The organism is Mesorhizobium sp. M1342, assembly GCF_040317955.1.
Taxonomy (GTDB): domain Bacteria; phylum Pseudomonadota; class Alphaproteobacteria; order Rhizobiales; family Rhizobiaceae; genus Mesorhizobium.
On record NZ_JAMYLI010000008.1, the window covers coordinates 33144 to 59529 of the forward strand.

A 26386-nucleotide genomic window follows, 5' to 3' on the forward strand; every position below is an offset into this window, starting at 1 on the left:
CTGGCCGTGCTTCGCCGGCGACCGACCGCTCATATCGGATGCCAGGGAAGATGATCACCGCCGCCGGCATTTCGGCGGTTTGCTTGACTCGATTGTTTGGTGCCGCACGCGGCACGAAAGACAGTACCATGCCCATGGTTCGCGCATTCCTCTCGGTTTCCCCGGAGCACAACGCAACGCCTCCAAATATCATTAAGGCCGGCAGAGGGTTAACGGAGCGTTTACCTAGGATACTGAAATGCCACTAAAATTAGCTGAAATGGGCAAAACGCTTAAAACGGATTCTTAAAACGGCTTCGGGCTGGTCGATCGAAAGTGACGCCAGCCCACGTTCACGATCAAAACGGGTTCTTTTGATCGTCAAGGGTTTTGCGAAGAAGTGACAGGTTTCTTCTTGCGGCTGACCATTTTCGCCAGTTTGTCGCGAAAAGTTGGCTGCATCACAAATCCACTTTCCCAATCTTCATATTCTTTTGGATCAGGCATTAATCGTTGTGCCCTTTCAGACGAAAAGTCAGCTTCTACGAGCTTTGGCAGGGGATTGAATAAGCGATATCGATTCCTTCGAATTCTCTTGCCGTGTTCATTCAGCGCTTCATCTAGACGTGTCGTGAAATAAATGCAGTCATCGCAATATTTTCCGATCGCATGCAGATTCTGCTTATACGTTTCGTCCGCTCCCTTTTCTGTATGAAATCCAAAGTAGCGGACTGTCCTTTCAAACTCGCTGACTGTCAAACCCTCGTCTTTCCATTTTTGAATCAAATCGTTTCTGATTTTTAATGACGAACTGAGGGCATCTATCGCCTTGTTCACCTCGATCACTATATTGAGTGTTTTTGTGTTAACACTGAGCTTTTCAAAGACTACGGTTTCTAACCGATCTATTGGGACTTTGGAGATCGGCATCGTTTGTAGTTCCATTGCGGTTTGTATCGGTACGATTTTGTCGCTAGGAGGCGATGCGAATATGCGTTGTAGTTGGGCTTGTACGCTGCTTTCTGCCTCACGAAATCGTTCCAGCATCCCCTTCACATGCTGGTTTTTCAGAGACAGGAAGTTGTTGCCAATTGCGTAAGACAGGGCCAGTGCCTCGTTGACCGCTCTGACGCTGGCTAGAACTTCTCGCCTTTGATCCCGGCGAAGAATCGCAACTTGTGCTCCCCAGGCACCCGCGAATGACGCCGCCACACCGACAACCGCAGGGACAAAATTGGGACTCAAGCTCAGGTAATGCCAAAGGCTGGTAAGCTGGCTCATGGGAACAGCAACCGGTTCAGCATCTTCAATTTCTCTGGATCGATTTTATCCTTGTTGTCCTCGACTAGTTCTACATAGAATCCGCCCACATCGTCGTCTGTCATGATGCCCCCCACCTGACCGTTCACCATGGCGATTTCGATTAGGTCTTCGATTTCGGACAAGGTGAAATCCGTAAAACCGTTGAGCTGCGCGATTGCGATGTGGGTTGAGTAAAAACTTCCGCTGGCGCCTAGTCTCTGAATTGCCATGCGGCGGTCAACTTCGCTAGCCAGCTTGATCTGTTTGAAGTGCTCGCCAAAAAAGCTCGATAGCTTGGAATAGTATCTGGCGGTTGACGCTTTTTTTGACGCCCACTCAGAAGCGAGGAATGGATGGAGCGCATCCTCGTCTAGAGGTGCGGCATAATCCTTGTCGGTTGATACGATGTGCAAATCCTGTCCATTGGGCACCGACAAAAGCAGACACTCCCAATTAATTTCGTCTCCGATCGTTATCCCACTTTTGCCGGGTGGATTGCCTGCGCGCATTCGCTCGATACCCTTTCCAAACAGCGGTGGGGTAACTTCGATCGTTGTCGCTTTGCCACGTAAATCCCTGATTATGCTGTCGGCGGCGAGGTTCTCAGCCTTGATGTCAGCGTTCGCTTTGATCATCAACGCCGAGTGTCTCTTGCTTGCTTCTTTGAGGAACTGGGTCGCGGCCAAATATTCGGGATAGTCTTTTAGGAAAGCTGGAGCACGCGACCTCCAAGACGGTGCGTTGAAGTCTTTGAGCGCATCCTTGATTTTCGAATCCCGATTTCGTGCAAATTCGTCAGCAACTTGAGTGGTGGTCCAGAGCGTGATTTGCCCATGCTTCACTAGCGCAACGAGCTTTTTCAATTCCTCGATGTCATCGTCAGTGAGGTGGTAAAAGCTGAGAAGAACATTGGTGTCGATAAAAAGATTCATAAAATCCCCCAAACGGGGAGACAATTACCGGAACCCGTGTTTGGCGTCTACTGAATCGGAACTGATGAGGTCTTGCCGATGAAATGGGAGGGGTGATGACCAAGAAAAAGAAGACGTGGTTGATGCCGGCAAACGCAACGTTGGCAAACACAAATCGAAAAGTTTGACGACCCGCTTAGCTAATGTTTTCAGCGTGTGGGGCAAGATGCGCTTCAAGGTTAATGAAGTCAGGCTGAGTTCTCGAACTACTTTAGAAAGCATGCAAATTCGATTGGGCTTAACGCCAAGATTTGGGCTCGGGATTTGAGGGCATCAGGTATTACGGAAGCCAGATTGTATGATGCTAGCATCACGGACCTTGGTCGAATGGCCGGTCACTCGACATCGGTTACAACTTCGACAGTTTATGACCGAGCCGTTCTTGCAGCGTCTGAACGCGTTGCTACCTTGGGGACCAAGGCAAGAGTGCTCGATGCGGCATCTTAGGGAAATGGGTAACGATAAATCTTTCGGCGTTTTAAGTAAACCCTTCTCGTTACTTTTTCACATTAAACCAATCCATATGAAAACAAGGGCTTAGGTTAACGGAGCGCTAACGGATCGTCGCTAACTTGATCTTTGTCTTGAGGTCAGGACGTCCTGACCGAGACGCGCGCGAAACCGACATAGTCCCGGTGGAGCGTGGTCGAGATTTGTGTCGAGTACGGGCGTATCCTTCGTGTCATCTTCGGACTTCAGGCAAATCGCGGTACGAAAAGACTCGGGAAAGGCCGAAAGGCTGTTCCGCGCCGCGGTATCGGCGTTCTGCTCGCTCACCCGCCCTTCACGCCGTGAGATCGGCCAGCTCGAAGACCTGACGCTGCCGCTGTTCGACGATGTGTCCGTCGAATCACGCCGTTACGTGGCAGCCGCTCTTTCCGAATGCGAATATGCGCCCGCCGGGCTGGTGCGCCGCCTCTGCGAGCAACCGGTCGACATTGCCGCCCCGCTGCTTATCCGCTCACGCGCCGTCAGCGACATCGATCTCATCGCCCTGATCGGGCGACATGGCCTGCCGCATGCGCGTGCCATCGCCCGCCGCAAGGGCTTGAACCCGACCATTGCTGATCTGATCAGGGCCCTCGAGAGGCCAACCCTGGTGCGTGCGCCTGAACCGGATGCGAACGCCGCCGCGGCAGACAAGATCGCGCCAGCGAGCGCGGAAACCGCCTCTGACGAGCTGGCCCGGGAACAGGCGCTCGGCATCGCAGCCGAGAATGCACGGCGCAGGCTGCGCTCGATGATGCGCACGGGCGACGAGGCGGCAGCGACGAACGCCGATCCTTTCAAGAGCGCCGACACCTATGTGAAATTGCGCGAGACAGCTCTGACGGGAAATGCCGCGTTCTTCCAGACCGCGCTCGCCGATGCACTCGATATCGATTTCGAGATCGCGCGATCGCTCACCGCCAACCAGAATTACGCCTCGCTGCTTGCCGCCTTGCGCTCGCTCGACCTCAGCGAAGACAGGGCCTTCCTGATCACGGTTGCCGTCTATCCCGGCCAGTTCCCGCATCCGCAGGCTATCCGGACTTTCCTCGACCGCTACCGGCTGCTGCATCGCGAGGCGGCCCAGGACAAGATGCGGTCGTGGCGGGCGGAAACCCTTTCAAGGGCGGTTCGCGGCGCAGCACCTGCCAACAGCGATACACGCACCGCCTCAAACAGCGACGATGCGGCTGATACCTCCGGCCTCAGGGCGTCTTCACGGAAATAAGCTCCTCGACGGGCACGGTGCCGGCCTCGATCTCGACCACCCAGATGTCGGGATCGAACTTTTTCTCCCTTTCCAGCCTGGCGTCGAGCACCGCGGCATCCTCGCCGGCTCCGAGCAGAGTGAAAAACCGGTCGTCGGGCTTGGCCGAATCATAGCTTGTCTGCGGCGCCGGGCCGAACAGGGCAACCTCGCCCAGCCTGCCCCGCGCCAGGACGAAGACAGCGCCGGCCTCGGTCGCGCCGCGCTTGACCACGGCGGCAAATCCGCCGGCGCCGAAAACCCGGCGCAACAGGGCCGAGACCCACAGATCCGATGTGACACGCATGAGAAAACTCCGCGAATGCATGTCGCCCAAAAGGTGGGTCCCGGTTTTGGAACAACGGCATGCATGAGAACAAGGCAGGCGGGTTCTCTAAAGTAGTTTGCCGTTTCAAGGAAACGGCAAACTACTTTAGCCCTTGTTTGACGCGATTCCGGACGGAAAACCGTTTCACACTTTTCCTGGAATTGCTTTGTCGATATTTCCCCCGCTGGGCGAGCCGTCGTTTCAGCCGTCAGTTGGTCAGGCCGATCTCGCGCATCTTGACGTAGACGATCTCATCGGGCTCGCCGGTCTGCGGCAGCCCGAACAGCGACTGGAATTCCTTGATCGCTGCCTTGGTGCGCGCGCCGACGACACCATCCAGCTGCATGTCGTCATTGCCGAACGCCTTGAGCCCGGCCTGGATCTTGACGATGCGGGCATCAGGCGCTTGCGTCGCGGCATTCGCCTGTCCGGAATTTGTCTGTCCCGAACCTGTCTGCAAAGACACCGGAACGGCGGCCGGCGTATCCGGACGCGGCTGCGGCCTGGGTACCACGGAAGCGGTTTTCGGCGTCGCGCCCAGTTGATCGAGCAGAAGCGCGTCGATCTCGCCGGACGTGTTGAGCCCAACCTTCTGCTGATAGTCCTGGATAGCCTTGCGGGTGTTGGGTCCGGAAATGCCGTCGACCGTTCCCGAATAGAAATCGAGATCCTTCAATATGCCTTGCACCTGCTCGACAACCGGATCGCCCTTGATCGGCGCCGGCGCGCCGGATGGCCGCACGATGTTGAACGTCGTTTCCGGCTCGTCGGGCGCCGCGTGCGGAAAACCCGCAATGCTGCGGGTCGCGAAGAATGCGCCGGCATGCGGGAAAGGCTGGTACCACAAGGCATTTGCGGAGACGTAGAACAGCGTCACCAGGAATGCCGTCGAGCCGCCCACCAGGACAGGGTTGCGCGAGATCATGCCGCCGACGGCGACAGCGCCGTCCTGAAAGGCGTTGCTGCGGCGCTTGACCGCCTTAGCCTGTTTTGCGGAGCGAGCCATTTCTGTCCCCTTTCGCCATCGCTACAGGCATGGTCAGCACGCCGGCCTTCTCCGCCTGATGTCCCTTCGGTCCGTTCACCGGCAGGCTGATGGTCACCGTGGTGCCCTCGCCCGGCATGCTTTCGATGGACATCGTGCCTTCGTGCAGCGCCACCAGGCCCTTGACCAGTGAAAGGCCAAGACCAGTCCCCTCGAAACGGCGGGTATAGTCGTTCTGGATCTGCATGAAGGGCTTGCCGAGATTGGCGAAATCCTCCTCGGCGATGCCAATGCCGGTGTCCCTGACCCAGAAATGCAGGCGCGAACCGATCCGCTTGGCACCGACGACGACGTCGCCGCCGTCGGGGGTGAACTTGATCGCGTTGGAGACCAGGTTGATGAGCATCTGCTGCACGGCGCGCTGATCGGCATTGATGTCGCCGGCGTCCGGCGCGATCTGCGCCCGCAGATCGATGTTCTTGGCCTGCGCCTGCAGCTGCATCATCGACTGGCACATGTCGACCGCTTCCGCGAACCGGAACGGCTCCGGCTCGGTCGCATAAACGCCCGATTCAATCCTGGACACGTCGAGTATCGAGGTTACGACGGCGAGCAGATGCTGGCCCGAATCCCGTACCAAGCCGACATATTCCTTCTGGCGCGGATCCTTGAAGGCGCCGAACATCTCGTGCAGCAGCATATCCGAGAAGCCGATGATGGCATTCAACGGCGTGCGCAGTTCGTGGCTGACCACCGCCAGGAAGCGCCCCTTCGCCACCTCGGCGGATGCGGCCGCCTCATTGGCCGCCGCGAGATCCTCGCGCAACCGGCTGATCTCGTCATTCTCGCGCAGGACGAGCGTAAAGACGTCACCCTGTTCCTCACCACGCACCAGATCAAGCGAGAACGGCCGGTAATTGTCGGCCGTCAGGCTATTGCCGGTCTGAGGCAGCCGGATGCGCAATTCGAGCCGGCGCGACAGCGCACCGTCGCGCATGTCGGCCATTGCGCTGAGATAGGAAACGCGATCCGACAGATGGACGCGATCGAAGAGGCCGTTTCCGGACAGCAATTCGGGCGGCAGTTTCAAAAGCGTGCGCGCTTTCGGCGACGCGTCCAGGACCTCGCCATGGCGGGCGACCCGCAAGACCACCGCATCGATGATGTCTTCGAGCTGGTCGGCAGTGTCGACCACAGCCGCGTCGGCCGTGTTTTGAAACGCCGATGCACGCGGCATCAGTGTCAGCGCCCACGCCAACGGCACCAGCCAGTGCCACGCCGCGATCTGCGCTCCTGCGAACGGGAATACGGTTCCAGCCAAAGGCTGGGCCAGGATGGCGACAGCGGCCGACACGGCTCCCCACAGTGCTGCACGTCGCGAGCCGCCGATCCACCAGGCTTCGAAAGGCAGCGCCAGGACAAGCATGGCGACAGGCGAACCCAAGCCGCCCGCGGCGGCAATGAGACTGCCGAGAGAAATGCCGGCCAGCACCAGGGCGACCCGACTCGCCATCGCCATCTTGCCGGTCGCCGCCACCAGCAAGGCGACGAACCAGCACAGGCCAAAGGCGGCGAAGATGGCGGCCATGGTGACGGCAGCGCCCATGCCTGAAGTGACCAGCGTGACCGCGGCGCCGGCGGCAAAGAAAGGAGCGGCGAGCATGACGCCGATGAAACGGCGCTGGCGCTCGCGGTCGCTCCGCCCAAGGATGGACGGATGGACCATACGTTCGCAACCGGCCGAAATCGCGGCAGGCAATTCAACGTATCTGGCCTTGATTGAACTCAACTCAACGCACTCGCACTTGTCGTGGACAGCTCTGCTTTGCAGATGGTTCTGGTTGGCTTTGAAACTCGCATCCAGCGTTTAAGGAATGGATAAGGCAGGGCCGACCAAGGCCCTGGCCTGCGGCAAATATCGGGATGCCGGCCGCCGAAAGCACGGGCAAATGCAGCCATAGTAAACGGAGAGTTATCCGGCGACGGCACCTATCGGACAGAGCGCACACGGCACTCGGACTTCCACATTCCAAGAAAAATACAGAAAAATCATGGGGATATATGGTTATTTGTTGTTAAGGAAAATCACTGGCAATTGAGACAAAACGATTGCAGAACGCTTCGTCTCGAATTTGCCTAAAATTTGAGGAAAATTCTCTCTTTGCCTGCAAGCCGTCCTTTGCGCCTGTGTGCCAAGATCCTGCCTACAAAAGAGGTCATGCCATATGGATGCATGATCCGGTCACGACGAGAGGGCAAGGGCATGGTCTTCCTCATAAGAATGGCTTTCTGGTTTTCGCTGGTGCTGCTGGCGCTGCCGCTGACTGTCGGCCCCGATGAATCGGGCCGCGAAAGCGTCGGGCCGATCCAGGCCTTGTTTGCGGCACGCGAAGCGGTTGGCGATATCGCCGGCATTTGCGAACGCAAGCCCGATGTCTGCGAGACCGGCAAGTCGGCAATGCACACCATCACCGCCCGCGCCAAGGAGACCGCCAAGATCGCGGCAGCGATAATGGACGACAAGTCCGCCGCCAGCCCCGACACATCCACGATGACCGGCAGCCTGCCCGAAGAAATCGTCTTGCCCGAGACCGTCAACCTGCCGCCTCAGAATTAAGCCGTTTCGACGGCGCACCGCGGGCTGTCTGCCCTCTCGACGCCCGCGGTGTCCTTGTTTTTTCCGTGACGCGGCGCCGCCGCGTGACTATATCCGGGCCATGACCACCACGATCCAGACGATCCGCGACGATTTTTCGTTCCTCGAGGAATGGGAAGACCGCTATCGCTATGTCATCGAACTCGGCGAGGCGCTGCCGCCATTTCCCGACGAGCAGCGCAGCGCCGCCAACAAGGTGCCGGGATGCGTGAGCCAGGTCTGGCTGACCACCGAACGCGGAGCTGGAGCCGACCCAGTCATCACCTTCACCGGCGATTCGGACGCTCATATCGTGCGTGGGCTGGTTGCGATCATGCTGGCGCTGTTTTCCGGCAGGACCGCCAGCGAAATCCAGCAGACCGATGCGGAAGCGACATTGAAAGAACTCGGCCTCGACGAACATCTGTCGCCGCAGCGCGCCAACGGCCTTCGCTCGATGGTCAAGCGCATCAAGCGCGACGCCGAGGCAGCGCTCAAGCAGACCGCCTGACACCTCCACACCCGATCCGCGCGTCGCGGCGCGCAAAAATCAAACGGCGCCCGAAGGCGCCGTTGATGTCGATCCGATCTGGCTTATTTTAACGCAATTCCCAAGGGAAAGCTCTATGCGCTGGAATTGCTCTGGCAGCGATTACCGCGCTTTGCGCTTGCGGCCGAGGCCCATCTTCTTGGCAAGCTGTGACCGGGCAGCCGCATAGTTGGGTGCAACCATCGGATAGGTCGGGTCAAGGTTCCACTTTTCGCGATACTGATCCGGTGTCAGGTCATAGTGGGTCATCAAATGACGCTTCAGCGACTTGAACTTCTTGCCGTCTTCAAGGCAGACGATGTAGTCGTCATGAACCGACCGCTTCGGGTTGACCGCCGGCTTCTGCTTGTCGGCAGGCGGCTGTTCGGCGGTTCCGCCCACACGCCCGAGCGCAGCATGGACATCGGATATCAGGTTCGGCAATTCGCCGACCGGCACGGGATTGTTGCTGACATAGGCGGCCACCACATCGGCGGTCAATTCGATCAGCGCATCGCTGTTTCTGGAAGGTGTTTCGACAATATCCATGGTCTTCGGGCCCCAACAAGAGTTACATCGATCTGCGCCCTTTTTTACAAGCAGGGCATCGCACGAATTTTGTGCAGGTAGAGTTTCTACGATTCGTGTCGCGGGCACATCAATGAGCGCGGAGACCAAGTAAGTCAATTCGGCCCTTACGCTATATTGAACGATATTGATCAATTATTCCACGATCAGCTTCAATCTTTCGTGCATTGTGTAATTTATCGATATTTCGCGCTCCCGCCGGCGGCGGCTGACGTAACGTCAGATCGCCGTTACATTCGTGGCAACTCACGAAACGGGTTTTAATGTTTGATCTTGCTTGGCTATCGCCCGAGCAATATTGGTTGTTCACATTTATCCACAAAACCATAGGTTGCCGTGGTCATACGTAAGCAATCATGCATGCCTGTCATCCAACCGATCGGCTGATTGCTGCCGCGTCAATCATTGCGGGGTGATGTATTTGCCATAGGCCCAGCCGGTGATGAAATTGCCGTTCTGGGCCGGATCATGCCAGACTTCGCACCAGCGATAGCGAATCTTCTGTTCCTGCTTCCATGCCGGCTGGTTGGCGATGTCGAGCAGGTTTATTCCGCCGGTGCATCGCCCGGTCATCTGCAGAACGGTCCCGTTCGGATATCCCGCCTGCTTCTGGGATGTGCCCGAAGGGTATTTGCGTAGATTGAGCGTATCGCCGAACGGCACATTGGCCACTTGCCAAGCCGCGAATACGGTCGCATGAGACTGGCCGGCAAAGGCCAGAGTTAGTGAAGCAACGGCGAAAGCCGCAGCAGTCCGAGACCAAATAGTCATCATCTCTCCTCCCGGCTCATCTCCTGGAGCCGACACAACCCATACGCTGTGGCTCTTGAACCTGCCCTGAGCGGCGTGTTCATTCGCCGTTCAAGATATTTCTCCATTTGAGATGGTCCATTCAAGATACTGGCCCATTCAAGATACTGGCAAAGCGAGACGCAATGACCAAGACATCCATATTTCCGATCGTCAGCCCGCCTACGCCCGAGAAGCGGCCGGTTTCCGACACGCATCACGGCATCACGCGAACCGACGACTATGCCTGGCTGCGGGCCGGCAACTGGCAGGAGATGTTCCGCGACCCGTCATTGCTCGATGCGGGAATCCGCGTAGAACTCGAGGCGGAGAACGCGTACCAGTCGAAGCTGATGGCCGACACGGTCGAACTGCAGAAGCAGCTTTTCAAGGAGATGAAGGGCCGTATCAAGGAAGACGATTCTTCCGTGCCGATGAAGGACGGACCCTATGCCTATGGCTCGTCCTTCAAGCTTGGTGGCGAGCAGCCGCGCTATTTCCGCATGCCACGCGACGGCGGCGCCGAGCATATCCTGCTCGATGGCGACGCGGAGGCCGCGGGCAAGGCCTATTTCCGTCTTGGCGGCGTCGACCATTCGGCCGACCACGCAAGGCTGCTTTGGGCATTCGACGACAAGGGCTCCGAATTCTACACGCTTCGCGTGCGTGACCTTGCCGACGGCAGGGAGCTTGCGGACCAGATCCCCGACACCGGCGGTTCAGGTGTCTGGAACGCTGGCAATGACGGCTTCTTCTATACACGTCTCGATCCCAACCACCGCCCGTCGAAGGTGCTGTTCCATGCGCTTGGCGACAGCCCCCAAAGCGACCGGCTGATCTATGAGGAAACCGATCCCGGCTTCTTCATGAATGTCGACGGCACCCGCAACAACGAGTGGATCATGATCGGCATCAACGATCACGAGACCTCGGAATACCGCCTGATGCGCGCCGACGATCCGTTTGCCGAGCCGAAACTGGTGTCGCCGCGCGAGATTGGCCTTCAGTACGAGTTGGAAGAAGGCGGCGATATCTTCTTCATCCTGACCAATGCCGACGGCGCCAAGGACTTCAAGATCATGACGGCACCGGCGGGCGATCCCGTGCGCGCCAACTGGCAGGAACTGGTGCCGCATGAGCCCGGTCGGCTGATCCTGTCGGTGATCGGCTTCAGGGACCACATGGTCCGGCTCGAACGCAAGGAAGGCCTGCCGCGCATCGTCGTGCGCGACCGGATCAGCGGCGAGGAGCATCTTCTGTCCCTCGACGAGGAGGCCTTCTCGCTCGGACTGTCGGGTTCTTATGAGTACGACACCGAGATCATGCGCTTTTCCTACTCGTCGATGACGACGCCGGCGCAGGTGTTCGACTACAATATGCGCACCCGCGAGCGGGTGCTGCTGAAGACCCAGGAAGTGCCGTCCGGCCATGATGCGGACCACTATGTCACGCGGCGCCTGATGGCGCCGGCCAGCGACGGCGAACTGGTGCCGATCTCGCTTTTGCATCATCGCGACACGCCGCTGGATGGATCCGCACCTTGCCTGCTTTATGGCTACGGCTCCTATGGCATCACCGTGCCGGCCGCCTTCAACACCAACTGGTTCTCGCTGGTCGACCGTGGCTTCGTCTTCGCCATCGCTCACGTTCGCGGCGGCAAGGACAAGGGCTATGGCTGGTACGATGAGGGCAAGCGGGAGAACAAGATGAACACGTTCACCGATTTCATCGCCGTCGCACGCCATCTGGTCACGGAGCGTTACACGGCGCATGACCGTATCGTCGCGCAGGGCGGTTCGGCCGGCGGCATGCTGATGGGTGCCGTCGCCAACATGGCGCCGGATTGTTTTGGCGGCATTGTCGCCGAGGTTCCCTTCGTCGATGTGCTCACCACCATGCTCGATGCGACCCTGCCGCTGACGCCGCCGGAATGGCCCGAATGGGGCAATCCGATCGCGTCCGCCGACGACTACCGGACCATTGCCGCCTACTCGCCCTATGACAATGTCGCTGATCACGACTATCCGCCGATCCTGGCGCTGGCCGGTCTCACCGATCCGCGCGTCACCTACTGGGAACCGGCCAAATGGGTGGCCCGCCTGCGTGATCGCAAGAGCGGGGACAATCCGGTTCTGTTCAAGATCAACATGGATTCGGGCCATGCCGGCGCTTCCGGCCGGTTTTCGCGGCTGGAAGAGATCGCCTACACCTATTCCTTCGCGCTGAAAGTGATGGGCAAGGCGCAGCCTACGGGAGCAACCAACAAATGATCGACCTCACCACTCTGATCGCTTACATCGCGGTCGTTTTCGGCTTCGTCTTCATTCCAGGCCCCGCCACCCTGCTGACGATCGCCCGGGCAACGAGTTCCGGAACCAAGGTCGGCATCGCGACGGGCGCCGGGATCGCTGCCGGCGATGTCTTTCACACCGTCATGGCGATGATCGGCATATCGGCGGTCATCGCCGCGTCGGCGACGCTGTTCATCGTCATAAAGTACATCGGCGCGGCCTACCTGATCTATCTCGGCATTCGCGCGATCATGGAGAAAACACCGGCCAATCCGGCTGCCGGCGCGCTTGCGATCTCTGCCGGCAAGGCGTTTCGACAGGCTGTCCTGACCGAAGTGCTCAACCCCAAAACCGCTCTGTTCTTCCTCGCCTTCCTGCCTCAGTTCGTGCGGCCTGAAAACGGAACGGTGATGCTTCAGATGGCCGCGTTGGGGGTCATCTTCGTCGTACTGGGCCTTTTCAGCACGGTCGTCTTTGCCGTGAGCGCTGGCCGGCTCGGCACGCTCCTGCGCCGAAATCCGTCAGTGTTACGATGGCAGGGCAAAGTTGTCGGCGGCATCTACTGCGCTTTGGGCGTCCGTCTGGCGCTGCAGCAACGCTGACTCCAGACGATGATCGACGCGCCCTTTCCGGAGGGCTGGGTGATCAGGACTTTTTGAAGTTCCCGTTGCTCATTTTCACTCGCAATTGCGGTGACCGCGCGCTACCCAGTGCGCGGCTTTTCCCGGCCTGACAGCCTCCAATCGCGTAAAGGTCCATTATGCTGCTCGTCGACGTCTATCTCGACAAATCGCCTATCCAGGGAATCGGCGTCTTTGCCAAGAACCACATTCCTCGCGGCACTCTGATCTGGAAGCTGGACCCAAGGTTCGATCGGCTCATCGAGGTCGAGACTTATGAGCGCGTGGCCGGCCCGGTGAAGAGCTATCTCGATCGCTACTCCTATCCCGACCGCCGCGATCCGAACTACATCGTCTTCGAAGCCGACGACGCGCGCTATATGAACCATGCCGACGAGCCGAACTGCGACGTCTCCTCACCCGAGGAGAGCTTTGCGCTGCGCGACATCGCGCCTGGCGAAGAGCTGACCTGCAACTACAACCATTTCTTCGAAACGGGCTTCGATTTTCTCGGCGACCGCCACCTGTTATCCGCAGACCCGGTCTAGTTCGCCGTCTTCTTGCGGGCCGGATAGCCGTTTGGATGCGCCGGGATCGCCTTCAGATAGGCGGCGATGGCCGCACGGTCCTGCGGCGTCAGTTCGGCCATGTTCCGCTGGACGTCGACCATGGCGCCGCCGACCGAATCGAAATCGGGCGTGAAGCCGGTTTCGAGATAGTTGGCGATATCTGCCTCCGACCATTCGGCGAGACCGCCCTCGCCTGATGTGATGTTCGGCACGACGCCACTGCCTTCCGCGGCCACGGCGCCCGCCAGCCATTCGTTCTTCTTCGTGCCGCCCGCAAGATCGCGCGGCGTGTGGCATTCGCCGCAATGGCCTGGCCCTTCGACCAGGTAGCGGCCTGATATCACCGGATCAGGCGTGCCTTCGGGGAAGGCAACAACCGGCTGGTCGCTGAGGTAGAGCAATTTCCACAGGCCGATGCCGCGGCGGATATCGAAGGGGAAATCGAGCGAATTGCCCGGCGCCTTGCCGGCGACGGCCGGCAACGTCTTCAAGAAGGCATAGAGATCGCCAATGTCGGCCGGATTCATGCGCGCGTAGGATGCATAGGGAAACGCCGGATAAAAATGCTCACCAGAAGGCGACACGCCCTTCAGCATGGCATTGGCGAGGTCCTCGACAGACCATGCGCCGATACCGTCCTTGGGATCTTGCGAAATGTTGGGCGGCACGAAGGTTCCGAAGGGCGTCTTGAGTTCGAGGCCCCCAACGAGCTGAAGCCGCGTGTCGCCCTGTGAGCCCGGCTTTGCATGGCAGGATGTGCAACCGCCGGCATAAAAGATGCGCTTGCCCCTGGCTGCGTCGCCAGGACCGAGCTTGGCCAAGGTTTCCCTGTCGAGCCTCACCGGCGCCGACAGGACCCACCCGGCAACTGCACCGACGCCGCCCAGAATGACGACGGCGCCGACAAGTTTCTTCAGCCATGCCATGGCTGGTGATCAGCCCTTCTTGATTCTGTAGCCTTGATGGCAGGTGCCGCAATCCGAGCCGATGGCGCCGACTTGCGCCTTCAGCGCGTCGGCATCGGCGGGAGCCGCAGCGACCGCAGCCTTGACGTCGGCGAGATATTTGTCCTCCGCTGCCTTGAAGCCAGCCATGTCTTCCCAGATCTTCGGCGAGGCCGTGGTGTCGCCGGTGTCGCTGCCGGCCGGGAACAGCGCATCGGCATCGAATTTGTCGGCATTCGCCTGCAGCGCCTGAAGTTGCGTCAACACAGCCGCCGCATCAAAGGGTTCCTCGCCCTTGACCACTTTCGACAGGCCGCCGACGATCTTTCCGCGTTCCTTCATCAGTGCCTGCCGATCGAGGATCGGGTCGGCAAAAGCCGCCGAGGCCGCGAGTGCGAGCATAGAGATGGCGATAACAAGCTTTCTCATTCAATTGGCTCCATGATGAAGGCATTTCGGGACAGGACGTTAACGGATGCATCAGGGGGAAAATTCCCTTCCCCCTGATGATTTTTGCCAGACCTTTGTTGTTACGGGAATCTCGACGCAGAAAAAGAAAAGCCCCGCTCGATGAACTGCCCCCCGAAAGTTGGGCATCAACCTTCGGGGGAGCAGTTCATCGCGCGGGGCTTCTCTACGATCGATCAGGACATCAAACGCGCTGTGTTCAAGCGGACTCGAACGACGCGGTTTGAGTCTTTGTTTTCGTGCATGTCGTTATCCCAAAACCGCTGCGCACTTTTGGGCAACATGCATCAGGCCTTTTCGTACAATTCGAGGACATGGTCCCAGTTGATCAGGCTATCGACGAACGCCTCGAGATATTTCGGCCGGGCGTTGCGATAGTCGATGTAATAGGAGTGCTCCCAGACATCGACGCCAAGGATCGGCGACGCGCCATGAACGAGCGGGTTCTCGCCGTTCGGCGTCTTCGAGATCGCCAGCTTGCCATCCTTGACCGAGACCCAGGCCCAGCCGGAACCGAACTGAGTCGTGCCGGCGGCAATGAAGTCGGCCTTGAACTTGTCATAGCCACCAAGATCGCTATCGACTGCCTTCTGCAAGGCGCCCGGCAGCTTGTTGCCGCCGCCGCCTTTCTTCATCCACTTCCAGAAATGGATATGGTTGTAGTGCTGGGCAGCATTGTTGAAGAGGCCGGCATTCTTGCCGAACGACTGCTTGACCACCTCTTCGACCGACAGATCACCCAAGCCGGCCTCGGCGGCGAGCTTGTTTCCGTTATCGACATACGCCTTGTGGTGCTTGTCGTGGTGATATTCCAGCGTCTCTTTCGACATGTAAGGCTGCAAGGCCTCATAGTCGTAAGGCAGAGCGGGCAATTCAAAGGCCATGGATAGTACTCCCTCGTGGAAAAATCCGGTGTCGATACCGGAGTAAGATAGGTCTGGAATGGATTGGGACAACTCCGGATGAAGCGTCGGTCGCCTTTTTATCCGCTCAAGCAGGGGAAGTCGAATGCGCCCAAGCCCAATAGAGTTCGCGCGCCTTTTTGGCCACCGGCCCGGGTTGCAGATTGCGATCCTCGATACGCGTGACCGGCACCACCTTGGAATGGTTCCCGGTCGAAAAAATTTCGTCCGCTTCGAGGAAATCTCGCACCGACAGCGTCTTTTCCGTGGTCCTGAAGCCATATTCGCCGAGCAGCGTTATCGTGCGCGAGCGGGTGATGCCGGACAGGAAGGTGCCGTTCGGCGCAGGCGTAAAGACGTGACCGTCCTTGACCAGGAAGATGTTCGAGGTTCCGGTCTCGGCGACGTTGCCCAGCATGTCGAGCACCATTGCGTTGTCGAAGCCGCGCATCTTGGCTTCGAGAATGGCCCGACCGTTGTTGGGGTAAAGGCAGCCGGCCTTGGCGTTGGTCGGCATGGTTTCGATGGTCGGACGCCGGAACGGCGACACGGTCACCGAAAAGCCAGTCGCCGGAATCATCGGTGATTCATAGAGGCAAAGGCAGAAGCGGGTCGAGGCGGGATCGGCCGGCACGCCCATATAGCCGCCATGCTCGGCCCAGTACATCGGCCTGATATAGACCGCCGTCTTGCCGTCGAACTTCTTCAACCCATCCCATGTCAGCCCGACGATCTTGTCGGCGCTCATGTTCGGCTTCAGGCCGAGCGCGATCGCCGAGGAATTCACCCTGGCGGCATGGAGGTCGAGATCCGGCGCCACGCCTTCGAACCAGCGGCCACCGTCGAACACGCTAGTGCCGAGCCACATGGCGTGGCTGCGCGGCCCCAGAATGGCGACGTTGCCCTCGTGCCAATCACCATCGACGAAAGTCCATGTCGCGGATTGCGCCGCAGCCGCCAGTGTCATCGTGTCGTCCCGCCTCAATCGGTCTCGTGTGACGGCCATTGGAAGATGCTTTGGCGGGCGCCGTCAACCGGCATCATGGAGTTTTGTTGAGGCCAGTGCCGGGGCGCAATGCAATCAAAGCTTGCACCTTGTCGCACCTGCCCTCAAAACTGTTGTCATGCAATACGCCGCCTATGTCTTCGACGCCTATGGCACGCTGTTCGACGTGCATGCCGCCGTGCGCCGTCATGCAGACCGGATCGGGCCGGACGGCCAATTGTTGTCCGAGATCTGGCGCGCCAAGCAGCTCGAATATTCCTGGGTGCGCACGCTGATGGGCGCCTATGCCGATTTCTGGCAACTGACCGAACAGGCGCTCGATTTCGCCTTGCGCAAGGTTCCCTCGGCCGACCCCGGTCTCAAGGCGATATTGCTGGATGCCTACTGGCGGCTGGATTGCTATCCGGAAGTGCCGGCCGTGCTCAAGGCGCTCAAGGCTTCGGGAGCGAGGCTGGCGATTCTGTCAAACGGTTCGCCCGAAATGCTGCAGGCAGCGGTCAAATCCGCCGCGCTCGACCAGGTTCTGGATGACATCTATTCCGTCGACAGGGTGCGGCGCTTCAAGACCGATCCGGCTGTCTACGATATGGTCGCCACCGGCTGGCGCCTCTACCCCGGCGCGGTTTCCTTCCAGTCCTCCAACCGCTGGGACATTGCAGGCGCCACCAAATTCGGCTTTCGCACGGTGTGGATCAACCGTTCCAACCAGCCCGAAGAATACCAGGATTTCCCACCGGCCCTTATCCTGCCGTCGCTCGAAGCCCTTGTGCCCGGCAGCTAGGAGACCTGTGTCTCTGGCGCCACAGTAGCGGCTCGGTCACAGCTTCGCCTTTGTTTGCCCACGTTCGGGCCAGAATCGGAACCGCCTATCGCCCCAGGTGTTGTCAGGCACCCCGCGGAACTGTCGGCGAATTCACGCTTTGTTGCGATTTGAGACTTAAAGAAGGCAACCATGTCCATAACCGAAATCGAATCTTTTCGCCTGAGCCGTCGCGGCTTTCTCAACGCCGCAGCCCTGGGCGCCGCTTCGATCGCGGTTTCCGCATGCGCCACTACCGGGCCGGGCCCGGTCGAGCCGCCGCCGCCAGCCTATGTCGAACCGCCCCTGACCGATTATGTGACGATGTACGCGGCAGTCAGCGACGGCGGCTTCGATTTGCCGGCCATCCCCGTCGACAAGATCGATCCGCAGTTCCTGCGTCAGATCGTTCCCGACCCGACGGGACAGAAGCCGGGAACCATAGTCGTCGATACCACCGGCCACTTCCTTTATCTGGTTCGTCCAGGCGGTCAGGCGATACGCTACGGCGTCGGCCTTGGCCGCGCCGGTTTCGAATGGTCCGGCGACGCCGTCGTTCAGTGGAAGCAGAAATGGCCAAAGTGGACGCCGCCGGACGAAATGATAGCCCGCCAGCCGGAATTGAAGCCCTACAGCGCCGACAATGGCGGCATGCCCGGCGGCCTGAAGAACCCGCTCGGCGCACGCGCGCTCTATCTGTTCCAGGGCAATGTCGACACGCTCTATCGTCTGCACGGCTCGCCTGAATGGCGGTCGATCGGCAAGTCGGTATCGTCAGGCTGCGTGCGTCTGATGAACCAGGACATTATCGACCTCTATGATCGCGTGCCCTCGAAGACGCCGGTCGTCGTGACCAGCGACGCCAGCCAACCCATGGTGGCGACGGCCAACCGACAGGCGATCCCGATCGACGCCGGAGTGCCGGACGGTTCGGTGCTACTTGGACCGGTCAAGGCGATTACCAATTCGATCTTCTGAGCAGGCGAAGGGGCGGCGGTTACGACGCTCCTTCACCGGATTGTCTCTCTGAAACGGAACCGATTCTGCATCGGCGGAGACCGGTCTGTCGCGTGGCGGCCCACTGCGATATTCTGTGGTGATGAAACTCAGCCAGAGCATACGGTTCTGCACGTCCGAGGACGGTACCCGCATCGCTGTCGCATCATGCGGGGAAGGCAAGGTGATCGTTCGGGCGGCGCACTGGCTGAGCCATGTCGATTATGATCTCGAAAGCCCGGTTTGGCGGCCATGGCTCCAGGCCCTTTCGGCCCACAACCAGTTTGTGCGCTACGATCCACGCGGTTGCGGTCTGTCGGATCGCCATGTCGCCGACCTCTCGATCGAAGCGTGGCACGCAGACCTGGACGCCGTGACGGCGACCATCGAGCAGCCAAGTTTCGTTCTGCTCGGTCTTTCGCAAGGCGGCGCTCTCAGCATCGCCTATGCGCTGCGGCATCCTGAGCGGGTGTCGCATCTGGTGCTGCTGAATGCCTACGGCCAGGGTGCGAGAGTTCGAGCGCAGACCGAGGCCGAGCGGTTGGAAGCCGAAACACTCGTCAATTTCGTGCGCATTGGCTGGGGACGCGAAAATCCTGCGTTCTGCCAGTTCTTCACCAACCTTTTCATTCCCAACGGGACACAAGAACAGCACCGCTGGTGGGGCGATCTTGAGCGCGTGACGGCAAGCGCCGACGTAGCCGCCCGCCTGCTCTGGCAGATGCAGGGGATCGACGTCCTCGACCTCGCGGTGAAACTCCGCGTCCCGACGTTGATCGCGCACAGCCGCGGGGACATGCGCGTGCCGTTCGATGAAGGCTGCAAGCTTGCCGCAGCGATCCCTGGAGCGCGCTTCCTGCCGCTTGAAAGCAAGAATCATGTTCTCCTGCCGACCGAGCCAGCCTGGAAGGTGTTCCAGGATGAACTCGATGCCTTCCTCGGACATGAGCGGCCCAGGCAGCCGCGCGCAATCCGAGAGGCCGGCCTGACACCTGCCGAGGCGGCGCTTCTGGATCTGGTCAAACAGGGGCTGGACAACCGCGCGATCGCGCAGCGCTTGAGCAAGAGCGTGAAGACCGTGCGCAATCAACTGTCGATGATTTTCAGCAAGCTCGGCGTCCACAGCCGATCGCAGGCAATCGTGATGACGCTGTCCGACAGAGAGCGAGCGCCCCAGCCCGATTGAGTTCCTCGCAGACCACAAATAAGGGACTTCTGTCCCTATTTGCATTCGCTTTCACTTCCCCCACGGGACTGCTGCATCATGCCCATCATCAGAGGGGGTCTCATCCTCGGAATCGGCGGAGCGACAAGCCGTCGTCCGAAGATCAGGAGGAACCCGACATGACGCAACTCAATGAAACCAGGCTCAATGAATTGGTAGGCCGCGTTCTGGGCGACCTTGGTGGTGCGGTCAGCGTGCCGTTGGTTCGGATCGGAGATGCGCTGGGTCTCTACAAAACGCTCAAGGAAATCGGCCCTGCGAAGGCCAACGAACTTGCCGATGCTGCAGGATGCGCGCGTCGCTACGTTCGCGAATGGCTGTCGGCGCAGGCGGCGTCCGGCTACGTGCACTATGAACATGGACGGTTTTCGCTGACGCCCGAGCAGTCATTCGTATTTGCCGAACCCGACAGCCCGGTCCATCTGATTGGCGGTTTCGACACCGCGGCTGCTATGGTCGAGAACCAGCCAAAAGTGGAATCGGCTTTCAGGACCGGGCGAGGCGTTGCCTGGGGCGATCAGGCAGGGTGTCTGTTTTGCGCCGTGTCACGTCTGTTTCGGCCGGGTTATGTCAATGCCCTGGTGAAGGACTGGCTGCCGGCGCTTGACGGTGTCGTCGCCACGTTGAAGGCAGGGGCATCGGTGGCCGACGTTGGGTGTGGGCACGGTCTGTCGACGATCCTGATGGCGCAGGCCTTCCCCGCCTCCCGCTTCATAGGTTACGACTTCCATCCGGCCTCGATTGCCGCCGCGACCGCGCATGCCCGGTCGTACGGACTGACGAACCTGAATTTCGAGGTCGGCCGGGCGCAAGATTTTGGCGGGCGTGGCTTCGATCTGATCACCTGCTTCGACTGCCTGCACGATATGGGCGACCCAAAGGCCGCGGCGGTGCATATTCGCAAATCGCTAAAAGAGGGCGGCACCTGGATGATCGTCGAACCCATGGCGGGAGATACTCTGGAGGAAAATATCAATCCGGTCGGACGGCTGTACTACTCGGCCTCGACGATGATCTGCGTTCCCACATCACTGGCACAGGAGACGGGCCTCGCGCTCGGAGCTCAAGCAGGAGAGAACCGGCTGACGGAAGTGATCCGGTCGGGTGGGTTCTCTCGTGTCCGGCGGGCTGCCCAGACCCCACTCAACATGGTGCTCGAAGCGACCTGACGCAGAAAAGGTCGGTTCGGGCCCTCCTCGAACCGGCCAACCAACGTCTGTCCGCCAAAACCGGCTCAATGCCGCCTATCCGATGCGGCTTCAAGCCACGGGCATTTCGCCAAAGCGGATGCCTCTGCCTCAGATCCGAAGCTCACCGCCCCCTGGAAAGACTGCCCAATATCCCGCGCACGATTGCCCTTCCGACCGACGAGCCGACCGAGCGCACCACCGACTTGATCGCCGCCTCGGCCACCGTCTGGCGGTTGGACGGGCGCGGTGCAGATGTGCGCCTGCCACCCGATTGCGGCGCGGGATCGTCATTGCCGAAGCCCGGAATGGTCCAGCGCGAGCCGCCGCTGCCGGCCTGCTGGGCCTGCTCTTCGGCATCCTGCGCGTCCTTGGCCTTTTTTTGCAGCATTTCGAAAGCCGATTCGCGGTCGACGGCCTGATCGTACTGGCGGGCGACCGGGCTTTCCTGGATCAGCTTTTGCCGCTCAGCGGCAGTTATGGGTCCAAGCCGCGAGGATGGCGGGCGGATAAGCGTCCGCTGCACCATGGACGGAACACCCTTGGCCTCCAGCGTCGAGACCAGCGCTTCGCCTGTGGCAAGCTGGGTAATGGCGGTCATGCAGTCAAAATCGGGATTTGGCCGGAACGTCTCGGCTGCCGTCCGGACTGCCTGCTGCTCACGCGGCGTATAGGCGCGCAGCGCGTGCTGGACGCGATTGCCGAGCTGGGCCAGGACTTTTTCAGGGATATCCAAAGGGTTCTGCGTGACGAAATAGACGCCGACGCCTTTCGAGCGGATCAGTCGGACCACTTGTTCGACGCGATCGATCAGCACCTTGGGTGCTTCGTCGAACAGAAGATGCGCCTCGTCGAAAAAGAACACCAGCTTCGGCTTGTCGGGGTCGCCGACTTCCGGCAGCACCTCGAACAGTTCCGACATCAGCCATAGCAGGAAGGTCGCGTAGAGCCGCGGATTCATCATCAGCTTGTCGGCGGCAAGCACGCTGATGGCCCCGCGTCCGTCGCGGGTGGTGCGCATGATATCGGCGATACGCAGTGCCGGTTCGCCGAAGAAGTTCGCCGCGCCCTGCTGCTCCAGGACGAGCAGCGTGCGCTGGATCGCCCCGACCGATGGCTTCGTCACGTTGCCGTAGCGTGAGCCGATCTCGTCGGCACGCTCGGCGATGTTGGCCAAGAGCGCCTGCAGGTCCTTCATGTCGAGCAGCAGCAGGCCTTCCTCGTCAGCCAGGCGGAAGGCGATGTTCATGATGCCTTCCTGCGCCTCGGTCAGGTTCATCAGGCGCGATAGCAACAACGGCCCCATTTCCGAGACCGTGGCGCGGATCGGATGACCCTGTTCGCCGAACAAGTCCCAGAAGATGACGGGGAATTCCTGGAAGTCATAAGGATCGAGCTTGACCTGTTCGGCCCGCTTGACGAGGAAATCCTGTGCCGTGCCCATCATCGCGATGCCCGACAGATCCCCCTTGATGTCGGCGCAGAACACAGGCACGCCGGCGTTGGAAAATCCTTCGGCCAGGATCTGCAAGGTGACTGTCTTGCCGGTACCGGTGGCGCCCGTCACCAGGCCATGACGATTCCCATATTGCAGCAACAGCTGCTCGGCACGCTGATAGCTGTCGTCGGGCTTGCGGCTGGCGCCGATGAAAATACTGCTGTCGTCAGCCATATGCACGGTCTCCGCAAACTGATGTGTCTAAAGCCAGTGGCCTTGCCGCAGGTATAGTGAGGCCATTGGACAGCGACAATGCCATTCGTCCAAATCGGGGCCATTCGTCCAAATCACCCCATTCTTTCAAATCGGGTTTTTGGAGCTTGCGGATTTTGCCGCTGTTTGGCAATCGTCGTCCTCGCGGACTGACCTATATCTGATGGATCGAATCCGGTCTCTGGAAGCGCATTGCATTGCGATATCGGACCGGGGACCGTAGACTGGACCGCTCCCGGCCGGTGCGGCCGCATGAAACGAGGAGGACGGATGGGCGCCGGAGCCTTGATCCAGGACGTGGAACCCGAAAACATCGAGCGCCAGCGATGGCTCGCCTTGGCGGAAAAGGCTTTGGCAGGCGCTTCCTTCGAGGAAAGGCTGGTCTCGCACAGCGACGACAACATCCGTATCGAACCGCTCTACGACCGCAGCACCGCGGCGGAACCGATCGTGCGCGCAAACCCGAAATCGCCATGGATCGTCAGCCAGCGAATCGACGATCCCGACACCAACCGCGCCAGAAGCCAAGCGCTGGAGGATGTGGCACAGGGTGCCACGGGATTGTCGCTGGTCTTCGAGGGGGCGCCGAACGCGTTCGGATACGGCTTGCCGAGAACGGCGGAGGCGTTGGAGGCGGTGCTGGACGGCATACCGCTCAACCGCATCCAGGTTCGCATCGACGCCCATCCCTGGAGCCGCGCCGTGGCCGACTGGCTGGTCGCTTTCCTGAGCAAGCGGCGGTCGGACCCGGCAAAGCTCAACCTCTCCTTCGGCATCGATCCAGCGGCGATCTTCGCGGGAACCGGTCGGCTGCGCATGTCGATCGAGGCGCTGCAGGCCTCCATGCCGCAGTCGCTGGCGCATTTCTTCGCGATGGGCGTTCCGGGCGTGCTGCTGGAAGCTGACGGGCGCGTGTTCCACAATGCCGGCGCCACGGAAGCGCAGGAGCTTGGCATCATGCTGGCTTCGGCTGTCTCCTACCTCAGAATGTTCGAGACGGCGCGGCAGCCGCTTGTCTATGCCGCACCTCATATCGGTTTTGCACTCAGCGTCGACCAGGACCAGTTGCTGTCGATAGCCAAGATGCGGGCGCTGCGCAGGCTCTGGGCGCGGGTGCAGGAGGCTTGTTCGATCCCGACATCCACGGCCAGTATCCATGCCGAGACCTCGTTTCGCATGATGACGGCGATGGACCCGGAGACCAACATCCTGCGCACCACCATTGCATGCTTTGCTGCGGCGTGCGGCGGCGCCGATTCGATCTCCATCCTGCCGCACACGATCGCGCATGGTCTGCCGGCGGGTTTTGCACGTCGTGTTGCCCGCAACACGCAGCTGATCATGGCCAATGAAAGCCATATCGATCATGTCGCCGATCCCGCCTATGGTTCCGGCGCTGTCGAGGCGCTGACCATGGAATTGTGCGAGCTGGCCTGGGCGGAATTGCAGACGATCGAAGCCGAGGGCGGTGTCCTGTCCAGCCTTCAGGACGGACACATCCAGAAGCGCGTCCACGCAGCGGCGGAGCAGCGCAATGCAGCCTACCGCACAGGTGAACGGGCCATCATCGGCACCACGCTCTATCCATCAAAAGACGAACGCCCGGTCGAGACGCTGGCGGCGGAACGGCGACCGGCCTTCACCGAAGGCGTTGCCGTCTGCGAGCCGCTGTTTCCAGTCCGCATCGACCAATCGATCGGAGCCGGCTCTTGATCCCGGACTTCGGCCAGATCGGCTGGATCCCGCCACGCCGCACGCCTGTCGAGGTCAAAGGCCAGCGGACCACGCCGGAAGGGCTCATTGCCAAGCATCTGTACAATCAAAGCGATCTCAAGGGGCTGCCGCATCTCGACACCTATCCCGGCCTGCCGCCCTTCGTGCGCGGCCCCTACCCGACCATGTATGTCCAGCAGCCCTGGACGATCCGGCAATATGCCGGTTTCTCGACGGCCGAAGATTCCAACGCTTTTTACCGACGCAACCTTGCCGCCGGCCAGAAAGGGCTGTCGGTCGCCTTCGATCTCGCCACGCATCGCGGCTATGACAGCGATCATCCGCGCGTTGCCGGCGATGTCGGCATGGCGGGCGTCGCCATCGATTCCATCCTCGACATGCGGCAGCTCTTCGACGGCATTCCGCTCGACGAGATGACGGTATCGATGACGATGAACGGCGCGGTGCTGCCGATCATGGCGCTTTACATCGTCGCTGCGGAAGAACAAGGCGTTGCGCAGAAGGATCTCGCCGGGACCATTCAGAACGACATTTTGAAGGAATTCATGGTCCGCAACACCTACATCTATCCGCCGAAACCTTCGATGCGGATCGTGTCGGACATCTTCTCATACACATCGAAGAACATGCCGAAGTTCAATTCGATATCGATCTCCGGCTATCACATGCAGGAGGCCGGCGCGACGGCCGACCTTGAGCTCGCCTACACGATCGCCGATGGCATCGAGTATGCCCGCGCCGGCGTCGCGGCGGGCCTCGACATCGACCGCTTTGCGCCTCGCCTGTCCTTCTTCTGGGCCATCGGCATGAATTTCTTCATGGAAGTCGCCAAGCTGCGGGCTGCGCGCCTGTTGTGGGCGACCCTGATGCAGAAGAATTTTTCGCCCAAGGACGAGCGCTCGCTGTCGCTGCGCACCCATTGCCAGACTTCTGGCTGGTCGCTGACGGCGCAGGATCCCTACAACAACATCATCCGCACCATGATCGAGGCGATGGCTGCAACGCAGGGCCATACCCAGTCGCTGCACACCAATTCCTTCGACGAGGCGATGGCGCTGCCGACCGACCATTCGGCGCGGATCGCCCGCAACACGCAGCTCATCCTGCAAAAGGAATCCGGCACCACGCGCATCATCGACCCGTGGGGCGGTTCGGCCTATCTCGAACGGCTGACGCATGATCTGGCGGCGCGCGCCCTTGCCCATATCGAGGAGGTCGAGGCGCTCGGCGGCATGGCCGCGGCGACCGAACAGGGCATACCCAAGCTGCGCATCGAGGAAGCCGCCGCACGCACGCAGGCGCGCATCGATTCCGGCGAGCAGATGCTGGTCGGCGTCAATGCCCATCGGCCCGAGACCGACATCGAGGTCGACGTGCTGAAGATCGACAATGCCGAAGTCAGGGCGCGGCAATTGTCGAAGCTGCAACGGCTGAAGGGCACGCGCGACGTCGCCGCCGTCGAAAGCGCGCTCGATGCGCTGACCCGCGCTGCGCAGGGCAACGAAAACCTGCTGGAGTTCGCCATCCTAGCCGCGCGCGCCAATGCCACGGTCGGTGAGATTTCATTCGCGTTGGAAAGAGCCTTTGGGCGCCACGTCGCCACGGTGCAGACCATTTCGGGGGTCTATCGCAAGGCGCTTGGCGATCATCCCGTGGTCGAGGGTCTGCAGGACAAGCTTGACGCCTTCGAGAAGAAGACCGGCGGCAAGCCGCGCATCCTGGTCGCCAAGATGGGTCAGGACGGCCACGACCGTGGCCAGAAGGTCATCGCCACGGCCTTCGCCGATCTCGGCTTCGACGTCACCGTCGGCGCGATGTTCCAGACACCCGATGAGATCGCCAGGCTGGCGGTCGCACAGGACGTCCACATCGTCGGCGCCTCGTCGCTGGCGGCGGGACATCTGACGCTGATCCCCGAACTGCGCGACGCGCTGAAAAAGCTCGGCCGCGGCGACATGCTGATCGTCGCCGGCGGCGTCATCCCGCCGCAGGACTACGACGCGGTGCGGCAGGCGGGAGCTGCCGAGATCTTCCCGCCGGGCACGGTCATACCGGAAGCAGCGGATCGCCTGCTGGACCGGCTGCTGGCCTAG

24 protein-coding genes are annotated in these 26386 nt (G+C 60.3%); 12 read left to right on the forward strand and 12 right to left on the reverse strand.

Going from position 1 to position 26386, the window contains the following annotated elements; all coding sequences use genetic code 11:
• Positions 1 to 360: 360 nt before the first annotated feature.
• Both NKH06_RS10015 and NKH06_RS10020 read right to left on the reverse strand, forming a co-directional pair.
• Positions 361 to 1260, reverse strand: coding sequence for a hypothetical protein (locus tag NKH06_RS10015; protein WP_352892902.1), 900 nt, complete (start codon positions 1258 to 1260; stop codon positions 361 to 363).
• A complete protein-coding gene (locus NKH06_RS10020; RefSeq protein ID WP_352892904.1) occupies positions 1257 to 2213 on the reverse strand; it encodes a PIN domain-containing protein in 957 nt (318 codons plus the stop codon). The genes NKH06_RS10015 and NKH06_RS10020 overlap by 4 nt, the downstream gene beginning before the upstream one ends.
• Positions 2214 to 2931: 718 nt before the next feature.
• Here NKH06_RS10020 and NKH06_RS10025 point away from each other — a divergent pair.
• Positions 2932 to 3969, forward strand: a complete 1038-nt coding sequence (locus NKH06_RS10025; protein WP_352892906.1) for a hypothetical protein — start codon at positions 2932 to 2934, stop codon at positions 3967 to 3969.
• On the opposite strand, the gene NKH06_RS10030 is transcribed toward NKH06_RS10025, so the two are convergent.
• The 3 genes from NKH06_RS10030 to NKH06_RS10040 form a co-directional block, all read right to left on the reverse strand.
• The gene (locus NKH06_RS10030; RefSeq protein ID WP_127292524.1) at positions 3947 to 4294 is read right to left on the reverse strand and encodes a DUF1491 family protein; all 348 of its coding nucleotides are present in this window, start codon (positions 4292 to 4294) and stop codon (positions 3947 to 3949) included. The genes NKH06_RS10025 and NKH06_RS10030 overlap by 23 nt on opposite strands.
• A 229-nt stretch (positions 4295 to 4523) precedes the next feature.
• The gene (locus NKH06_RS10035) at positions 4524 to 5321 is read right to left on the reverse strand and encodes a peptidoglycan-binding domain-containing protein (protein ID WP_023812791.1); all 798 of its coding nucleotides are present in this window, start codon (positions 5319 to 5321) and stop codon (positions 4524 to 4526) included.
• The gene (locus NKH06_RS10040) at positions 5296 to 7026 is read right to left on the reverse strand and encodes a sensor histidine kinase (protein ID WP_352892908.1); all 1731 of its coding nucleotides are present in this window, start codon (positions 7024 to 7026) and stop codon (positions 5296 to 5298) included. Before NKH06_RS10040 ends, NKH06_RS10035 begins: the two co-directional genes overlap by 26 nt.
• Before the next feature lie 537 nt (positions 7027 to 7563).
• On the opposite strand from NKH06_RS10040, the gene NKH06_RS10045 reads away from it, so the two are divergent.
• Positions 7564 to 7917 (forward strand): DUF5330 domain-containing protein, encoded by a 354-nt coding sequence (locus NKH06_RS10045; protein ID WP_023812789.1) that lies wholly within the window; start codon positions 7564 to 7566, stop codon positions 7915 to 7917.
• A gap of 100 nt (positions 7918 to 8017) precedes the next feature.
• Complete coding sequence (locus NKH06_RS10050; RefSeq protein WP_127292519.1) at positions 8018 to 8446, forward strand: SufE family protein; 429 nt, start codon at positions 8018 to 8020, stop codon at positions 8444 to 8446.
• Positions 8447 to 8587: 141 nt separating this feature from the next.
• Here the strand turns inward: NKH06_RS10050 and NKH06_RS10055 are convergent, their stop codons facing one another.
• Together NKH06_RS10055 and NKH06_RS10060 are read right to left on the reverse strand one after the other, a co-directional pair.
• Positions 8588 to 9013 (reverse strand): Ros/MucR family transcriptional regulator, encoded by a 426-nt coding sequence (locus NKH06_RS10055; RefSeq protein WP_013532660.1) that lies wholly within the window; start codon positions 9011 to 9013, stop codon positions 8588 to 8590.
• A gap of 441 nt (positions 9014 to 9454) precedes the next feature.
• Positions 9455 to 9823, reverse strand: a complete 369-nt coding sequence (locus NKH06_RS10060; RefSeq protein WP_352441307.1) for an SH3 domain-containing protein — start codon at positions 9821 to 9823, stop codon at positions 9455 to 9457.
• A gap of 164 nt (positions 9824 to 9987) precedes the next feature.
• Between NKH06_RS10060 and NKH06_RS10065 the strand changes: the two genes are divergently transcribed.
• The 3 genes from NKH06_RS10065 (at position 9988) to NKH06_RS10075 (ending at position 13300) form a co-directional block, all read left to right on the forward strand.
• The gene (locus NKH06_RS10065; RefSeq protein ID WP_352774662.1) at positions 9988 to 12111 is read left to right on the forward strand and encodes a S9 family peptidase; all 2124 of its coding nucleotides are present in this window, start codon (positions 9988 to 9990) and stop codon (positions 12109 to 12111) included.
• Positions 12108 to 12734: a LysE family translocator gene (locus NKH06_RS10070; RefSeq protein ID WP_023812785.1), complete on the forward strand. Its 627-nt coding sequence runs from the start codon at positions 12108 to 12110 to the stop codon at positions 12732 to 12734. The genes NKH06_RS10065 and NKH06_RS10070 overlap by 4 nt, the downstream gene beginning before the upstream one ends.
• Positions 12735 to 12892: 158 nt before the next feature.
• The gene (locus NKH06_RS10075) at positions 12893 to 13300 is read left to right on the forward strand and encodes an SET domain-containing protein (protein ID WP_023812784.1); all 408 of its coding nucleotides are present in this window, start codon (positions 12893 to 12895) and stop codon (positions 13298 to 13300) included.
• On the opposite strand, the gene NKH06_RS10080 is transcribed toward NKH06_RS10075, so the two are convergent.
• The 4 genes from NKH06_RS10080 to NKH06_RS10095 form a co-directional block, all read right to left on the reverse strand.
• On the reverse strand, positions 13297 to 14247 hold the full coding sequence (locus NKH06_RS10080) for a cytochrome c (protein ID WP_352441310.1): 951 nt from the start codon (positions 14245 to 14247) through the stop codon (positions 13297 to 13299). The two genes, NKH06_RS10075 and NKH06_RS10080, sit on opposite strands and share 4 nt — an antisense overlap.
• Before the next feature lie 9 nt (positions 14248 to 14256).
• Positions 14257 to 14694: a c-type cytochrome gene (locus tag NKH06_RS10085; protein ID WP_023812782.1), complete on the reverse strand. Its 438-nt coding sequence runs from the start codon at positions 14692 to 14694 to the stop codon at positions 14257 to 14259.
• Between the two features lie 326 nt (positions 14695 to 15020).
• Positions 15021 to 15617 carry a superoxide dismutase gene (locus tag NKH06_RS10090; protein ID WP_023812781.1) on the reverse strand — a complete coding sequence of 199 codons (597 nt, stop codon included), beginning with the start codon at positions 15615 to 15617 and terminating at the stop codon, positions 15021 to 15023.
• A gap of 106 nt (positions 15618 to 15723) precedes the next feature.
• Entirely contained in the window at positions 15724 to 16602 is an 879-nt protein-coding gene (locus NKH06_RS10095) for a branched-chain amino acid aminotransferase (RefSeq protein ID WP_023812780.1), read from the reverse strand.
• 157 nt (positions 16603 to 16759) lie between these two features.
• Between NKH06_RS10095 and NKH06_RS10100 the strand changes: the two genes are divergently transcribed.
• The 4 genes from NKH06_RS10100 to NKH06_RS10115 all read left to right on the forward strand — a co-directional run bounded on the left by NKH06_RS10100 (position 16760) and on the right by NKH06_RS10115 (position 20830).
• A complete protein-coding gene (locus tag NKH06_RS10100; RefSeq protein WP_023812779.1) occupies positions 16760 to 17422 on the forward strand; it encodes a haloacid dehalogenase type II in 663 nt (220 codons plus the stop codon).
• Between the two features lie 171 nt (positions 17423 to 17593).
• A complete protein-coding gene (locus NKH06_RS10105) occupies positions 17594 to 18418 on the forward strand; it encodes a L,D-transpeptidase (RefSeq protein WP_023812778.1) in 825 nt (274 codons plus the stop codon).
• A 121-nt stretch (positions 18419 to 18539) separates the two neighbouring features.
• A complete protein-coding gene (locus tag NKH06_RS10110; protein WP_352441365.1) occupies positions 18540 to 19622 on the forward strand; it encodes an alpha/beta fold hydrolase in 1083 nt (360 codons plus the stop codon).
• A 158-nt stretch (positions 19623 to 19780) separates the two neighbouring features.
• Positions 19781 to 20830: a class I SAM-dependent methyltransferase gene (locus NKH06_RS10115; protein WP_023812776.1), complete on the forward strand. Its 1050-nt coding sequence runs from the start codon at positions 19781 to 19783 to the stop codon at positions 20828 to 20830.
• A 142-nt stretch (positions 20831 to 20972) separates the two neighbouring features.
• On the opposite strand, the gene NKH06_RS10120 is transcribed toward NKH06_RS10115, so the two are convergent.
• Positions 20973 to 22520: a helicase HerA-like C-terminal domain-containing protein gene (locus NKH06_RS10120; protein ID WP_352892909.1), complete on the reverse strand. Its 1548-nt coding sequence runs from the start codon at positions 22518 to 22520 to the stop codon at positions 20973 to 20975.
• Between the two features lie 309 nt (positions 22521 to 22829).
• Between NKH06_RS10120 and NKH06_RS10125 the strand changes: the two genes are divergently transcribed.
• Together NKH06_RS10125 and scpA are read left to right on the forward strand one after the other, a co-directional pair.
• On the forward strand, positions 22830 to 24272 hold the full coding sequence (locus NKH06_RS10125) for a methylmalonyl-CoA mutase subunit beta (protein WP_352441311.1): 1443 nt from the start codon (positions 22830 to 22832) through the stop codon (positions 24270 to 24272).
• Positions 24269 to 26386 carry a methylmalonyl-CoA mutase gene (gene scpA / locus NKH06_RS10130; RefSeq protein ID WP_352441312.1) on the forward strand — a complete coding sequence of 706 codons (2118 nt, stop codon included), beginning with the start codon at positions 24269 to 24271 and terminating at the stop codon, positions 26384 to 26386. The genes NKH06_RS10125 and scpA overlap by 4 nt, the downstream gene beginning before the upstream one ends.

What these genes read in the sequence shown, in the direction of transcription:
- NKH06_RS10065 (WP_352774662.1), top strand. Translation starts at nt 9,988, where the DNA reads ATGACCAAGACATCCATATTTCCGATCGTCAGCCCGCCTACGCCCGAG.
- NKH06_RS10090 (WP_023812781.1), bottom strand. Translation starts at nt 15,617, where the DNA reads ATGGCCTTTGAATTGCCCGCTCTGCCTTACGACTATGAGGCCTTGCAG.
- NKH06_RS10125 (WP_352441311.1), top strand. Translation starts at nt 22,830, where the DNA reads ATGGGCGCCGGAGCCTTGATCCAGGACGTGGAACCCGAAAACATCGAG.
- NKH06_RS10080 (WP_352441310.1), bottom strand. Translation starts at nt 14,247, where the DNA reads ATGGCATGGCTGAAGAAACTTGTCGGCGCCGTCGTCATTCTGGGCGGC.
- NKH06_RS10035 (WP_023812791.1), bottom strand. Translation starts at nt 5,321, where the DNA reads ATGGCTCGCTCCGCAAAACAGGCTAAGGCGGTCAAGCGCCGCAGCAAC.
- NKH06_RS10120 (WP_352892909.1), bottom strand. Translation starts at nt 22,520, where the DNA reads ATGGCTGACGACAGCAGTATTTTCATCGGCGCCAGCCGCAAGCCCGAC.
- NKH06_RS10115 (WP_023812776.1), top strand. Translation starts at nt 19,781, where the DNA reads ATGACGCAACTCAATGAAACCAGGCTCAATGAATTGGTAGGCCGCGTT.
- NKH06_RS10050 (WP_127292519.1), top strand. Translation starts at nt 8,018, where the DNA reads ATGACCACCACGATCCAGACGATCCGCGACGATTTTTCGTTCCTCGAG.
- NKH06_RS10075 (WP_023812784.1), top strand. Translation starts at nt 12,893, where the DNA reads ATGCTGCTCGTCGACGTCTATCTCGACAAATCGCCTATCCAGGGAATC.
- NKH06_RS10030 (WP_127292524.1), bottom strand. Translation starts at nt 4,294, where the DNA reads ATGCGTGTCACATCGGATCTGTGGGTCTCGGCCCTGTTGCGCCGGGTT.
- NKH06_RS10110 (WP_352441365.1), top strand. Translation starts at nt 18,540, where the DNA reads ATGAAACTCAGCCAGAGCATACGGTTCTGCACGTCCGAGGACGGTACC.
- NKH06_RS10095 (WP_023812780.1), bottom strand. Translation starts at nt 16,602, where the DNA reads ATGACACTGGCGGCTGCGGCGCAATCCGCGACATGGACTTTCGTCGAT.
- NKH06_RS10105 (WP_023812778.1), top strand. Translation starts at nt 17,594, where the DNA reads ATGTCCATAACCGAAATCGAATCTTTTCGCCTGAGCCGTCGCGGCTTT.
- NKH06_RS10055 (WP_013532660.1), bottom strand. Translation starts at nt 9,013, where the DNA reads ATGGATATTGTCGAAACACCTTCCAGAAACAGCGATGCGCTGATCGAA.
- NKH06_RS10070 (WP_023812785.1), top strand. Translation starts at nt 12,108, where the DNA reads ATGATCGACCTCACCACTCTGATCGCTTACATCGCGGTCGTTTTCGGC.
- NKH06_RS10020 (WP_352892904.1), bottom strand. Translation starts at nt 2,213, where the DNA reads ATGAATCTTTTTATCGACACCAATGTTCTTCTCAGCTTTTACCACCTC.
- NKH06_RS10100 (WP_023812779.1), top strand. Translation starts at nt 16,760, where the DNA reads ATGCAATACGCCGCCTATGTCTTCGACGCCTATGGCACGCTGTTCGAC.
- NKH06_RS10045 (WP_023812789.1), top strand. Translation starts at nt 7,564, where the DNA reads ATGGTCTTCCTCATAAGAATGGCTTTCTGGTTTTCGCTGGTGCTGCTG.
- NKH06_RS10015 (WP_352892902.1), bottom strand. Translation starts at nt 1,260, where the DNA reads ATGAGCCAGCTTACCAGCCTTTGGCATTACCTGAGCTTGAGTCCCAAT.
- NKH06_RS10060 (WP_352441307.1), bottom strand. Translation starts at nt 9,823, where the DNA reads ATGACTATTTGGTCTCGGACTGCTGCGGCTTTCGCCGTTGCTTCACTA.
- NKH06_RS10085 (WP_023812782.1), bottom strand. Translation starts at nt 14,694, where the DNA reads ATGAGAAAGCTTGTTATCGCCATCTCTATGCTCGCACTCGCGGCCTCG.
- NKH06_RS10040 (WP_352892908.1), bottom strand. Translation starts at nt 7,026, where the DNA reads ATGGTCCATCCGTCCATCCTTGGGCGGAGCGACCGCGAGCGCCAGCGC.